The organism is Pseudomonas sp. ASL7, from assembly GCF_056680375.1.
Map to the genome: position 1 here is coordinate 3762019 of NZ_CM155279.1, position 12139 is coordinate 3774157.

Annotated in this window: 12 protein-coding genes, 1 pseudogene and 1 riboswitch; of the genes and pseudogenes, 6 read left to right on the forward strand and 7 right to left on the reverse strand. The window is 59.8% G+C overall.

The annotated features are described in order from the left end of the window. Positions 1 to 123: 123 nt before the first annotated feature. Together AC1MDT_RS17315 and AC1MDT_RS17320 are read right to left on the reverse strand one after the other, a co-directional pair. Positions 124 to 1806, reverse strand: a complete 1683-nt coding sequence (locus tag AC1MDT_RS17315) for a fatty acid--CoA ligase (RefSeq protein ID WP_480418248.1) — start codon at positions 1804 to 1806, stop codon at positions 124 to 126. A gap of 151 nt (positions 1807 to 1957) precedes the next feature. After that, entirely contained in the window at positions 1958 to 2587 is a 630-nt protein-coding gene (locus tag AC1MDT_RS17320) for a LysE family translocator (RefSeq protein ID WP_201120565.1), read from the reverse strand. 313 nt (positions 2588 to 2900) lie between these two features. Between AC1MDT_RS17320 and AC1MDT_RS17325 the strand changes: the two genes are divergently transcribed. The 3 genes from AC1MDT_RS17325 to AC1MDT_RS17335 all read left to right on the forward strand — a co-directional run bounded on the left by AC1MDT_RS17325 (position 2901) and on the right by AC1MDT_RS17335 (position 5736). Next, on the forward strand, positions 2901 to 3866 hold the full coding sequence (locus tag AC1MDT_RS17325) for a 2-hydroxyacid dehydrogenase (RefSeq protein ID WP_480418249.1): 966 nt from the start codon (positions 2901 to 2903) through the stop codon (positions 3864 to 3866). Between the two features lie 33 nt (positions 3867 to 3899). Beyond that, positions 3900 to 4898 (forward strand): methyltransferase, encoded by a 999-nt coding sequence (locus AC1MDT_RS17330; protein ID WP_480418250.1) that lies wholly within the window; start codon positions 3900 to 3902, stop codon positions 4896 to 4898. A gap of 40 nt (positions 4899 to 4938) precedes the next feature. Continuing rightward, a riboswitch (yybP-ykoY riboswitch) is annotated at positions 4939 to 5063 on the forward strand. Positions 5064 to 5151: 88 nt separating this feature from the next. Continuing rightward, entirely contained in the window at positions 5152 to 5736 is a 585-nt protein-coding gene (locus AC1MDT_RS17335) for a TMEM165/GDT1 family protein (protein ID WP_480418251.1), read from the forward strand. Between the two features lie 132 nt (positions 5737 to 5868). Here AC1MDT_RS17335 and AC1MDT_RS17340 read toward each other — a convergent pair whose 3' ends face one another. Continuing rightward, the gene (locus tag AC1MDT_RS17340) at positions 5869 to 6687 is read right to left on the reverse strand and encodes a M48 family metallopeptidase (protein ID WP_480418252.1); all 819 of its coding nucleotides are present in this window, start codon (positions 6685 to 6687) and stop codon (positions 5869 to 5871) included. Between the two features lie 1452 nt (positions 6688 to 8139). On the opposite strand from AC1MDT_RS17340, the pseudogene AC1MDT_RS17345 reads away from it, so the two are divergent. Further along, positions 8140 to 8199, forward strand: a pseudogene (locus AC1MDT_RS17345) (hypothetical protein); the annotation flags it as partial. 332 nt (positions 8200 to 8531) lie between these two features. After that, a complete protein-coding gene (locus tag AC1MDT_RS17350; RefSeq protein ID WP_480418253.1) occupies positions 8532 to 9149 on the forward strand; it encodes a methyl-accepting chemotaxis protein in 618 nt (205 codons plus the stop codon). Between the two features lie 123 nt (positions 9150 to 9272). Here AC1MDT_RS17350 and AC1MDT_RS17355 read toward each other — a convergent pair whose 3' ends face one another. From AC1MDT_RS17355 to AC1MDT_RS17365, 3 genes are read right to left on the reverse strand one after another with little or no spacing between them, the layout of a single operon-like run. Continuing rightward, a complete protein-coding gene (locus AC1MDT_RS17355; RefSeq protein ID WP_480418254.1) occupies positions 9273 to 9896 on the reverse strand; it encodes an SOS response-associated peptidase in 624 nt (207 codons plus the stop codon). A gap of 35 nt (positions 9897 to 9931) precedes the next feature. Continuing rightward, positions 9932 to 10192 (reverse strand): putative signal transducing protein, encoded by a 261-nt coding sequence (locus AC1MDT_RS17360; protein ID WP_480418255.1) that lies wholly within the window; start codon positions 10190 to 10192, stop codon positions 9932 to 9934. Between the two features lie 13 nt (positions 10193 to 10205). Further along, the gene (locus AC1MDT_RS17365; protein WP_480418256.1) at positions 10206 to 10388 is read right to left on the reverse strand and encodes a CPXCG motif-containing cysteine-rich protein; all 183 of its coding nucleotides are present in this window, start codon (positions 10386 to 10388) and stop codon (positions 10206 to 10208) included. 142 nt (positions 10389 to 10530) lie between these two features. On the opposite strand from AC1MDT_RS17365, the gene AC1MDT_RS17370 reads away from it, so the two are divergent. Further along, on the forward strand, positions 10531 to 11694 hold the full coding sequence (locus AC1MDT_RS17370) for a 1-acyl-sn-glycerol-3-phosphate acyltransferase (RefSeq protein WP_480422816.1): 1164 nt from the start codon (positions 10531 to 10533) through the stop codon (positions 11692 to 11694). Positions 11695 to 11767: 73 nt separating this feature from the next. Here the strand turns inward: AC1MDT_RS17370 and AC1MDT_RS17375 are convergent, their stop codons facing one another. After that, positions 11768 to 12052 (reverse strand): hypothetical protein, encoded by a 285-nt coding sequence (locus AC1MDT_RS17375; RefSeq protein ID WP_480418257.1) that lies wholly within the window; start codon positions 12050 to 12052, stop codon positions 11768 to 11770. Positions 12053 to 12139 lie beyond the last annotated feature (87 nt).

The window sequence follows — 12139 nt, forward strand, 5'->3', positions numbered from 1 at the left end:
TGGAACAGTCCTTTGCCAAGCCGAACCCGTCGGCACGGCAAGGATGACTGAAAACTCGAACATCACAAGCCAAGCGCTTGCTTGGTGGGGCTGGCGTGCCGTTTATGGCACGCCAGGGGGCGCTTAAAGCGTCGAGAGGAAGGTGCTGTTATTGGCCTGCCATTCAGTAATGTTGACGCGAATCCGCTTCTTGTCGAGTTTGCCGACACTGGTCTTGGGAATTTCAGTAACAAGAGCGATCTGGCTCGGGATAGCCCACTTGCTCAGGTGCCCCAGCTCCACAAACGGCTTGAGGTGTTCCTTGAGTTCCTTGGCCCCAATCACATGGCCTTCGCGGACCACCAGCAAAGCAAACGGGCGCTCGCCCCACTGCGGATCGGCAATGCCCACCACTGCTACTTCGCGTACCGCCACATGGCGGCTGATCAGGTCCTCCAGGTCCAGAGAGGAGATCCATTCGCCCCCCGTCTTGATCACGTCCTTGATGCGGTCGCGAATGTCGATCACGCCCATGCTGTCCAGGGTCGCCACGTCACCGGTATGCAGCCAGCCCCCGGCCCAGAGCTCGGCGCCCTTTTGCGGCTCATTGAAATAGCCTTCGGTGAGCCACGGCGCACGCAGGACCAGCTCCCCCTGAGTCTCGCCATCGGCGGGCAGGAAGTTGCCTTCAGTGTCGACGATCGCCGCCTCCACTAATGGCCCCGGTACTCCGGCCTTGATCCGATACGTGGTGCGCTCGTCTTCAGTGCCTGCCATCAACTCGTCGTTGAGGTGAGCACACGACACCAGCGGACCGGTTTCCGACATGCCGTAGGCGGCGGTCAGTTGGATGCCCTTGGCCTTGGCGGCGTCATACAGTGCCCGGTTCAACGCGCTGCCGCCGATAACGATTTTCCAGCCACCGAAGTCGGTATTTTGCGCAGCCTTGGAGTTGAGGACCATTTGCAGGATGGTCGGCACGCAGTGGGAGAAGCTGACCTTTTCCTTGCGCCACAGCTCCACCAGATATTCCGGGTCGTAGCGACCGGGATAAACCTGCTTGAGCCCGAGCATGGTTGCCACATACGGCAACCCCCAGGCGTGCACATGGAACATCGGGGTGATAGGCATGTACACGTCGTTGGTGCCCAACAGTCGCACGCTGTCGATGGCGCCCATGATGGTCGACACCCCCATGGTGTGCAGCACCAGTTGCCGATGGGTGAAGTACACGCCTTTGGGATTGCCCGTCGTCCCGGTGGTATAGAAGGTGGTCGCGACCGAGTTTTCGTCGAAGTCCTGGAAGTCGTACTGCGTGCTCGCGGCGGCCAGCAGTTGCTCGTACTCGCCGAACAGGTTCGGCAGGTCGGCGGTTTTTTCCGGCAGGTCGGTCAACAGCAGGGTTTTCTCCACCGTGGTCAGGTGACCGGCGATTGCCTGGTAGAGCCCCACGAACTCGCTGTTGACCAGCACGAAGCGGTCCTGGGCGTGGTTCATCGTGTAGAGGATCTGTTCCGGCGACAGGCGCACATTGATGGTGTGGATCACCGCGCCGATCATCGGGATGGCGAACATGCACTCCAGGTAACGATGGCTGTCCCAATCCATCACCGCCACCGTATCTCCGGCTTTTACCCCGGCCGCCGTCAATACATTGGCCAGTCGTGCGACCCGCTCGATCAGGGTCGGATAGCTGTAGCGCAACTGATCGCGGTACACGATCTCGCGGGTTTTCTCGTAACGAGCACCGGACATCAGCAGCCGTTTAATCAGCAGCGGATACTGGTAAGCGCCTTCGGCTGGAGGAATAACGCGAGTCTGCAACATAGGAATCCCTTTTCTGACGGCACGGTTGTGACTGAAAGTAAGCACTCTAGTGCTCTTATACGCCAGCCAAATCAGCCAAAGGAATGATTTGCAGAGCCACATGCACATGTAGGAGCTGCCGCAGGCTGCTCCTACAGGGTGGCGCGTTTGATCAATGCATCTCGGTGAACGCGAGTTTTACGCCAATGGCGATCAGCACTGCGCCCATCGTCCGGTCAAACCAGTGCCCCATGCGGGCGAACCCGGCGCGCACCCGCTGCTGGCTGAACAGCATCGCCACCAGGCAGAACCACACAGCCGTGGCCACCGCGAGGTAAACCCCATAGCCGGCCTGCACCGCCAGCGGCGTGTGCGGGTTGATCACTACGGTGAACAGCGACAAGAAGAACAGCGTGGCTTTCGGATTCAGACCATTGGTCACAAAACCGGAAGTAAAGGCACCGCGTGCCGTGCGCTCGCCCGCCTCCTTGTGCAGATCGTCCGCCACCGGTTTCGCCGGTTGTGCACGCAGGGCCTTGAAGCCGATGTACAGCAGGTAAGCGGCGGCGGCCCATTTCAAGGCGTTGAACAGTACAATCGACTGCGACACGATCAGGCCAATGCCCAGCAGTGAATAACCCACGTGGAGGAAAATCGCCGTACCGACGCCCAGCGCCGTCCAGGTACCCGCGCGACGACCGTGAGTCACACTCTCACGCACCACCACCGCAAAGTCAGGGCCGGGACTGGCGACGGCCAGCAAGTGAATCAGGGCAACGGTCAAAAACTCTGTCCAGTACATGGGGGCTCCTCTGGGGCAGATCGGTCAAATAAAATTCCAGGCATCGACATCACCTGTAGCAGCTGGCGAAGCCTGCGTTCGGCTGCGAAGCAGTCGTGAAACCTGCCGACTCGGTCAGTCTGATAGAGCACGGAGTCTGAATTTACGACGGCTTCGCCGCCGAACGCAGGCTTCGCCAGCTGCTACAGGGGGCGTCGCCGCCTCATCGCATAGCGCGTCAACTTAGCCATTTTGGTGCAATGGGTAACCATTTGTTTCATCTGGTAGGCTCGGCAGATTACGCCTTCAGTTCAATGCACAAAAGGTACAGTTGATGACGAACTCTCGCCGCGCCGTTTTCCTCGATCATCCATCGCTGGATCTTGGCGATCTCGATCTCAGTCCGCTGCGCGATTGCTTCGATGATTTGCAGCTGTTTGCGCAAACCGCACCGGATCAAGTCATCGAACGCCTCAAGGGCGCTACTGTGGCCATCAGCAACAAGATCCTGATTGACGCCGCGGCCATCGCCGCCAGTCCCGAGCTGAAGCTGATCCTGATCACCGCCACCGGCACCAATAACGTCGACCTCGCCGCCGCTCGTGCTCACGGTATTACCGTCTGCAATTGCCAGGGTTACGGCACGCCATCAGTGGCGCAGCACACGATCATGTTGTTGCTCAATCTCGCGACGCGCCTCGCCGACTATCAGAAAGCCGTTGGCGAAGGCCGTTGGCAGCAAGCGAAACAATTCTGCTTGCTGGATTACCCGATCGTCGAACTGCAAGGCAAAACCCTTGGCCTGCTCGGTCACGGCGAACTGGGCGGCGCGGTGGCGCGACTGGCTGAAGCCTTCGGCATGCGCGTACTGCTGGGTCAAATCCCCGGGCGCCCTGCCCGAGCGGACCGATTGCCGCTGGATCAACTGCTGCCACAAATCGACGCGCTGACCCTGCACTGCCCGCTCAATGAACACACCCGCCACTTCATTGGCGCCCGTGAGCTGGCCTCAATGAAACCCGGCGCCTTCGTGGTCAACACCGCACGCGGTGGTTTGATCGACGAACAGGCGCTGGCCGATGCCTTGCGCAACGGTCACCTCGGCGGCGCAGCAACTGACGTGCTGAGCGTCGAACCACCGAGCGCTGGCAACCCGCTTCTGGCCGCCGACATTCCACGACTGATCGTCACGCCGCATAACGCCTGGGGCAGTCGTGAGGCGCGGCAGCGGATCGTTGGCCAATTGACCGAAAATGCTCAGGGATTCTTCAGCGGTAAGGCACTGCGGGTCGTCAGTTGATAGACTGCTGCACTTTTTTTCAGGGAGCAGACTATGGATCCGCGCAGTGAAGTACTGCTTCGTCAGGCCGAGTTATTCCAGGGTTCGGTGTTGCTGGCCGGTTTGCCCGCCGATGATCTGTTGGGCCGCCTGCCCGATGCTCATGGCTGGTGCTGGCATGCCGGCGACCAGGCCGCGCTGGACGCCCGCTTCGCCGAGCGCAGCCATTTTGGCGTGGACGCCCCGGAGCGCGAATTCGATAACGCGGTGGTGTTTCTGCCCAAGTCCAAGGACCTGACCGACTACATCCTCAACGCCCTCGCCTCGCGCCTGGCCGGGCGTGAGTTGTACCTGGTGGGCGAAAAACGCAGTGGCATCGAAGGCGCGGCCAAGCAACTGAACCCGTTCGGTAAACCACGCAAGCTCGACAGCGCGCGGCATTGCCAGCTCTGGCAAGTCACCGTGACCAATGCACCGGAAGCCAAATCGCTGGAAAGCCTGGCTCAGACCTATGAGCTGCCACTGGCCGAAGGTCCACTTAAAGTCATCAGCCTGCCGGGCGTGTTCAGCCACGGTCGACTGGATCGCGGCAGCGCGTTGTTGCTGGAGCATCTGGACAAATTGCCGAGTGGGCATTTGCTGGATTTCGGTTGCGGCGCCGGAGTGTTGGGGGCAGCGGTGAAACGTCGTTATCCGCACAACCAGGTCACGCTGCTCGACGTGGATGCCTTCGCCGCCGCCAGCAGCCGCCTGACGTTGGCTGCCAACGGTCTGGAAGCCGACGTGATTACCGGTGATGGCATCGATGCTGCACCGATGGGTTTGAGTGCGATTCTGAGCAACCCGCCGTTCCATGTCGGCGTTCACACGGACTACTTCGCGACCGAGAACCTGCTGCGAAAAGCGGCCAAACATCTGAAAAACGGTGGTGAACTTCGCTTGGTCGCCAACAGTTTTCTTAAGTATCAACCGCTGATCGAAGAGCACCTCGGCGTGTGCGCGATCAAAGCTGAAGGACAAGGTTTCAGAATCTATCGGGCCAAACGCGGCTGATAAATAAGTACTTGCCTAACGGATTTTGCCTAGGCAGAATCCGCTCCGTCCTAGGGGAGTAGTCTCCCACGAGCGCCATGCTCGTCCGGCATACGTCAACATACTTGGTCCTCAGACCATGGCGTATGCGACCCACGCGTCCGCATCAGACGGATCGCAGGGTTTGACAAGACCTATGACACGAACACCTTACCCGGGGCGGGAAGGCTGTACGTGTCATAGCCGTGTCGACCCGCCCCTTAGGAAAACCCTGATGCTGGATTCTTTACTCGTTCCCACCGCAATCGTTGCCTTGGCCGAAATCGGCGACAAGACTCAATTGCTCGCACTCATTCTTGCCGCACGCTTTCGCAAACCCTGGCCGATCATCGCCGGCATCATCGCCGCTACCCTGGCCAACCATGCGGCGGCCGGTGCGGTAGGCGCCTGGGTCGGCAGTTTCTTCTCGGATGCGATGCTGCACTGGATCCTCGCCGCAAGTTTCACCGCGACCGCGCTGTGGACCCTGGTGCCGGACAAGATGGATGACGACGAAGCCAGCACGGCCCGTAAGTTTGGACCGTTCCTGACCACGCTGATCGCATTCTTCCTCGCCGAAATCGGCGACAAGACCCAGATCGCAACCATCATGCTCGCTGCGCAATACCCGGAACTGTGGCTGGTGATCATCGGCACCACCGCCGGCATGTTGATTGCCAACGTGCCGGTGGTGCTGGCGGGTAACTTTGCGGCGGATAAATTGCCATTGACGTTGATCCGTCGTTTGGCGGCGGCGGCGTTCTTCATCCTGGCGGTGGTTGCGGTGTACAAGGCGATGCAGAGCAGCGGTTGGGTTTGATGCGGTAGGTCAGGAGACCGAGTTATCGTTCATCGCGAGCAGGCTCGCTCCCACAGGGGTCAGTGTCGATCACAAAACCAATGTGGGAGCGAGCCTGCTCGCGATGGCGCCCTCAAAGGCGCCGCATGACGGTCAGTTCTTTTTGGCCTGCTCGTACAACGGCATCACCTTCGGAATCGCCGCCTGTAAGGAAGCAATACGACTGGACGACGCCGGGTGAGTACTCATGAACTCAGGCGGCGAACCTTCCGAGGCCTTGCTCATCTTGTTCCAGAGGGTGATCGCGGCATTCGGGTTATAGCCGGCACGCGCGGCCAGTTCCAGGCCAATCAGGTCCGCCTCGTTTTCATTGGCGCGGCTGTTGGGCAGCGTCATGCCGTAGTTCGCCACGGTATCCGCCAGCGCCAGGCTGTCCTGGCTCAGACCCAACAAGGCACCAGCGCCCTGCTTGGCCATTTCAATGCCGTAGGCCTTGGACATCGCTTCACGACCGTGCTCGCGCAGCGCGTGGGCGATTTCATGGCCCATGACGGCGGCGATTTCATCGTCAGTCAATTGCAGGCTGTCGATCAGCCCGGTGTAGAAAATGATCTTGCCACCCGGCCCGCAGTTGGCGTTGAGCTCGTCGCTCTTGATCAAGTTGACTTCCCACTTCCACTGGGCCGAATCCGGACGAAAAACCGGTGCCTGGGCAATCAGCCGATCGGCAATGGCCTGGACGCGCCTGGCTTCATTACTGGTCTTGTCCAGTACGCCTTGGGTGCTCGCCTCCCCAACGGTCTTTTGATAAGACTGGGCGTACATCTGGTTGACCTCATCAGTCGACAGCATGCTGAACATGTACTGTTTGCGCTCAACGCCCACGGCACCACCGTTGGTGGTATTAACCGACTGGCAACCGGCGAGCAACAAACCTGCGCTCAGCGCACACAAAACCAATGTCTTGTTCATCAAAAAACTCCCTGAAAACATGCCGCGTATCCTAGGTGGGGAATTGTATCGACGCCAGATACAAAAGCCATCCAGAGGTCCTTTTCAGACAAAGCTCTCGTCACGGCAGGAAAAAATTCACACAACGACGTCCACCACGGCCGGTAAAGGCTCGCGATGATTCAATTACGACATCAACCACTCCAAAACAGTCAATTCGCCCCACCCTGCTCACGGCCTTCGAGCCCCCTGCCGATACACCACCGCAGTCGTCCTCTTGCGTGCGGAGCACCCATGAAATTCAAGTCGATCCAGTTTTCCGTGGCAGCCCTCGCCGGCGCCATCGTTCTTAGCGTCGTGGCCGCGCTGGTGCTTTACGCGCTGTTTTCCGGCGCAAGGACTCAAGACATGGTCCAGGAACGGACCCAGGCGCAATTCGAGCAAGTCATCGAGCAGCGCCTGACGTCGCTTGCGCAAACCCAGGTCAGCCAGATCCAGCGCGAGCTCGAAGCGCCTCTGCTGATTGCCGGCGCACTGGTGCGGGTCAATACGCTGATCGGCACACCGGGCGCCGATGGCCAGCCGCAGCTGAACCTCAGCCGGGAGCAGTTGATCAACCTGATCAAGGAAAACGTCGCCAAGAACCCGAAAATTCTCGGCACGTACATCGGCTGGGAGAAAAACGCCCTCGACCACAACGATGCAGCGTACGTCGACACCAAAGTGGTCGGCATCGACGCCAGCAACGGGCGTTTCCTGCCGTGGTGGTTCCGTAACGAAGATGGCAGCCTGGGTCTGGACAAACTGGTGGATGTCGACGACCAGAAAACCCTGTCCACCGGCGTGCGCGCCAGCGAGTATTACCTGTGCTCGAAAGAAACCAGGAAATCCTGCGTAATCGATCCGGCGCCCTACAAGGTCGGCGACAAGATCGTCATGCTCGCGTCCTTTATTGAACCGATCATGCTCAACGGCACCTTCCAGGGCATCGTCGGCGCCGACCTCTCGGTGAACTTCATCCAGGAAATGCTGCTGGGCGCGAATCAGAAACTCTACAGCGGCTCCGGTGTGATGGCGCTGATCGGCGGTAATGGCCGGATCGTCGCCTACACCAAGGATCCGAGCAAATTCGGTGAGAAAGTCAGCGACATCCTCGACAGCCAGCAGATCGCCAACATGGCCAATCTCAAGCGCGGCGAAGTGACCTACACCGTTGACAAGGCCCAGGGCCGGATCGAGTTGTACTTGCCGTTCGGCATCGGACAGACCGACGCTCGTTGGACCCTGATGCTGCAACTGCCGCTGAATGCGGTGATGGCGGACCTGCAAAAACTTCAAGGCGACCTGAACACCCAGCGCAAGTCCGACACCTTCGGCATGGCCATGGTCGGTCTATTGATCGCGGGTATTGGCTTGCTGGTGATCTGGCTGGTGGGCCACGGCATTGCCCGGCCACTCAAGCAAATGGTCGCCATGCTCGATGACATTGCCAAAGGTGAAGGCGACCTGACACGCCGCCTGACTAGCGATCGCGCTGACGAATTGGGTTCGATCGCCAAAGGCTTCAACACCTTCCTGGCCAAGTTGCAGGCAATGATCACTCAGGTGGTGACCTCGGTGCAGAGCGTCAGCGATTCATCGGAACACACAGCCGACATTGCCATCCGCACCAACATCGGCGTGCAGAAGCAAATGGCCGAGATCGATCAAGTCGCCACGGCGGTGCACGAAATGACCGCCACGGCCCAGGATGTGGCGCGCAACGCAACCCAGGCGGCGCAAGCCGCCAGCCATGCCGATCAGGCCGCAGCGCAACCCAGGCGGCGCAAGCCGCCAGCCATGCCGATCAGGCCGCAGCGCAGGGCATGCAGATCGTCCGGGACACGTCGAACTCGATTGGCGTGCTGGCGATTGAAATCGGCAAGGCTGTCGGTGTGGTGCAGACCCTGGCCAAGGACAGCGAGAACATCAACGCGATCCTCACCGCTATTCGCGGGATCGCCGAGCAGACCAACCTGCTGGCCTTGAACGCGGCCATCGAAGCGGCCCGGGCTGGCGAACAGGGCCGTGGTTTTGCGGTAGTGGCAGACGAGGTGCGCAACCTGGCGCAGAAGACTCAAAAGGCCACTGAAGAAATTCAGACCATGATCCAGCAACTGCAACAAGGCACACGTGACGTTGTGCGGGTGATGGAAGACAGCCAGAACCGCACCGACGAAAGCGTGCAGCATGCGGCGAAAGCGGCCGAAGCGCTGGAGACCATTACGCAGGCGGTATCGGTGATCAACGACATGAACACGCAGATCGCCAGTGCGGCCGAAGAGCAGAGCGCCGTGGCGGATGACATCAACCGCAACGTGATCAACATCGGGCAAGTGGCCAATGAAGTGGCCGGCGGGGCGGATGAATCGAGTGCGGCGAGTGCAGGCCTGACCAAATTGGCGGAGCAGCAGCGGCGGTTGATCAATCAGTTCAAGGTCTAAAGATTGCCGGAAGGTCCTGCGGACCTTATCGCGAGCAAGCTCGCTCCCACATTGGATCTGTGGCGTTCACAAAATCCCTGTGGGAGCGAGCTTGCTCGCGATGGCGGCAGTACAGGCGCCCACTTAACCCGGGGTCAGACACTCCGGTGCATTCAACTTCGGATCATTCACCAAATTGGCCAACACCCGCTCACGCAATGCCGCGGGTTCACTGGCAAGCACCCCCTGCAACACATGCAACGGCGTCTGCGGATCGAGCCACGCCGCCTGCCCGGCCTCATCAAGAATCAACGGTCGACGCTGACTGGCCGCCGGCTGGGTGATCACCGCTGTACTCAACCACACCTGCTCCTGCACCGGATAAGCCTCCCAAATCGCCGCAAAAAACAGCGCCGAGCCCTCCCCCGGCGTCAGCCAATACGGGCGCTTGCGTGTGGTGCCGCGCCATTCGTAAAAACCATTGGCCGGCAGCAGGCAACGGCGTTCGCGCAAGGCCTGGCGGAACATCGGTTGCTCGGCTACGGTTTCGGCCCGGGCATGGGCCGGCGTACGGGACAGATCGGTCAGCCACGGCGGCGTCAACCCCCAGCGTGCTCGTGCCAACTCACGCTGACCATCGACGCCTGCCCGCAGCATTAACACCGAATCGTTTGGGGAAATATTCCACTGGGCCTGCTGATCGGCGGGAAAGCCAGGCAGGGCCGCGAAGGCGGGGTTCCAGCGAAACAGGGCATAACGTCCACACATGGGGCAGCACGACTCTTGATAAAACGAACGCCAGCCTAACAGACCAGCGTGCCTGGGAAGCTCTCCGGTTCATCGCCGGGCAGCGGCAGCGCGGCATTGTACGCGGTGATCAACTCCCGGGCGTATTGCGCCTGGTCATTATCCACCGACAATCCCAAAAGGCCGAAGATTGGCAATTCGCCGGTGCCACCGAGTAAATCGCGCCCCACCAGATGCGCCTCGATGCCTTCGCTGGCCAACATGCGTTGCAGCAACTCACCTTCCATCAGGTTTTCCGGCTCGTAGATTCGCTGCATCGGGGTGCCCCTCTCATTCGTTTTCACTAAAAACTTCGAGATGCCATTCCTCGCCATGAACCTGTAAAACAAAGGTGATCGGCCGGCAGCACACCTGGCAGTCTTCAATATAGGTCTGATCCCCCGCGGACAGATCCACGGTCGTCTCAACCTCCTCACCACAATACGGACATTCATACTGCGCAGTTTCCAGCATCGCGGTCTCCCAGGTGACTTGTGCGTATAATCGCCGGTCTATTTGCAGGGCTATTTTTGTCTGGCTACTTTTTCAGACCGTGCCCCGCGGGTTTTCGATCAAAACCTTTACTTACCCTAGCCGTTTCTAACAAGAGAGCATGATGGGCGAATTCGATGCCATCCGACCTTACGACGACAGCGAAGTCCCAGCGGTGCTGGAAAGGCTGCTCGGCGACAAGGCGTTTCTAGATATCCTCACCCACTTCCGCTTCCCGCGTTTTGCCGGTGCATTCGGCTGGATGCTCAAACCTCTTATAGCTCATCGGCTGCGCCGCGAGTTCGCTGATGTCACATCAGTGGCCACGTTGCAGGACAAAGTCGAGATGTATGTCGACCACACCATCGAGCGGGCCACGGACGGTGTGACGTACACCGGCGTCGAGCAGTTCAAGTCTGGCAGCGCCTATCTGTTCATCGCCAACCACCGCGACATCGTGATGGACCCGGCCTTCGTCAACTACGCCGTGTACCACGCCGGCCTGCCGACACCGCGCATCGCGATCGGCGACAACCTGCTGCAAAAACCCTTCGTCAGCGACCTGATGCGCTTGAACAAGAGTTTCATCGTGCACCGTTCGATCAGCGGTCGCCGCGAGAAAATGGCGGCGTATCAGCTGCTGTCGGCTTACATCAACCACTCGATCCGCCACGATTGCGCATCGATCTGGATCGCCCAGGCCGAAGGCCGGGCCAAGGACGGCGACGACCGCACCGAGTCGGCCATCCTCAAAATGTTCCACATGAGCCGCAAGGACGAGCCGTTCGGCGAAGTCATCCGCTCGCTGAACGTCACCCCGGTGTCGATCAGCTACGAATACGACCCGTGCGACCAGGCCAAGGCCCGCGAACTGTTCATCCGCGCAACCACCGGCAGCTACACCAAAGTGCCGGGTGAGGATGACGCGAGCATTGCCAAGGGCATCACCGGTTACAAGGGCCGCGTTCACGTGAACTTCGCCTCGCCGATCACCGAGTTGTTCGAAGATACCAAGCTGTTGGCGATCGAGATGGACCGGCAGATCCTCGGCGGTTACCGCCTGTTCCCGGTGCACTACCTGGCCTACGCGCAATGGAAGGATGCCGACCCGCAATTGCAGGTTCCAAAAGCCGCCGAGGTGTTCCCGGCCGACGAACTGGCCAAGGCCCAGGAGCAATGGCAGCAACGTCTGGAGGCTTGCCCCGAGGAACATCGTCCATTCCTGGTGCTGCAATATGCGATGCCGGTACGCAATCAGTACCGCGTGAAAGCGGGATTGCCGCTGTAAAGTTTTTGGCCTGAATACGACAACGGCGCCTTCGGGCGCCGTTTTTCATTCCAGATCTTTTGATCTTAAAAACTCAGACCCGCGTACTGATCCACGACACCAGCAACGCCACACCCAGGCAAGCAAAGCCGAATCGATAGAAAAACCGATTCATGCGCAAGGTCGCACCGTCCAGCATCAATGTGGGCTCATCGATGCGACGGCTCTGGATTTGCGCGTCCAGACTGGCCAGCGCACGCTGTTCGCGGCGACGGGTGGCGTGCAGCAACCAACTCCCCGGGAACGCAAGCAGCAATGCCAGCAGGTTGATCAATTTGGCAGGGTGGGCGGTAAACAGCGTCATCAAATGCAGCGACATCGCGGACCTCAAGCAAAACAGGTGTGGCAGACGCCGGACCGACGACCGCGGCGCGGATTCTACCGAAAGCCTTCCCTCTTGCCCTGC

Coding starts and splice junctions, on each gene's coding strand:
- AC1MDT_RS17325 (WP_480418249.1), top strand. CDS start 2,901: ATGACGAACTCTCGCCGCGCCGTTTTCCTCGATCATCCATCGCTGGAT.
- AC1MDT_RS17375 (WP_480418257.1), bottom strand. CDS start 12,052: ATGTCGCTGCATTTGATGACGCTGTTTACCGCCCACCCTGCCAAATTG.
- AC1MDT_RS17335 (WP_480418251.1), top strand. CDS start 5,152: ATGCTGGATTCTTTACTCGTTCCCACCGCAATCGTTGCCTTGGCCGAA.
- AC1MDT_RS17350 (WP_480418253.1), top strand. CDS start 8,532: ATGCAGATCGTCCGGGACACGTCGAACTCGATTGGCGTGCTGGCGATT.
- AC1MDT_RS17320 (WP_201120565.1), bottom strand. CDS start 2,587: ATGTACTGGACAGAGTTTTTGACCGTTGCCCTGATTCACTTGCTGGCC.
- AC1MDT_RS17330 (WP_480418250.1), top strand. CDS start 3,900: ATGGATCCGCGCAGTGAAGTACTGCTTCGTCAGGCCGAGTTATTCCAG.
- AC1MDT_RS17360 (WP_480418255.1), bottom strand. CDS start 10,192: ATGCAGCGAATCTACGAGCCGGAAAACCTGATGGAAGGTGAGTTGCTG.
- AC1MDT_RS17370 (WP_480422816.1), top strand. CDS start 10,531: ATGGGCGAATTCGATGCCATCCGACCTTACGACGACAGCGAAGTCCCA.
- AC1MDT_RS17340 (WP_480418252.1), bottom strand. CDS start 6,687: ATGAACAAGACATTGGTTTTGTGTGCGCTGAGCGCAGGTTTGTTGCTC.
- AC1MDT_RS17315 (WP_480418248.1), bottom strand. CDS start 1,806: ATGTTGCAGACTCGCGTTATTCCTCCAGCCGAAGGCGCTTACCAGTAT.
- AC1MDT_RS17365 (WP_480418256.1), bottom strand. CDS start 10,388: ATGCTGGAAACTGCGCAGTATGAATGTCCGTATTGTGGTGAGGAGGTT.
- AC1MDT_RS17355 (WP_480418254.1), bottom strand. CDS start 9,896: ATGTGTGGACGTTATGCCCTGTTTCGCTGGAACCCCGCCTTCGCGGCC.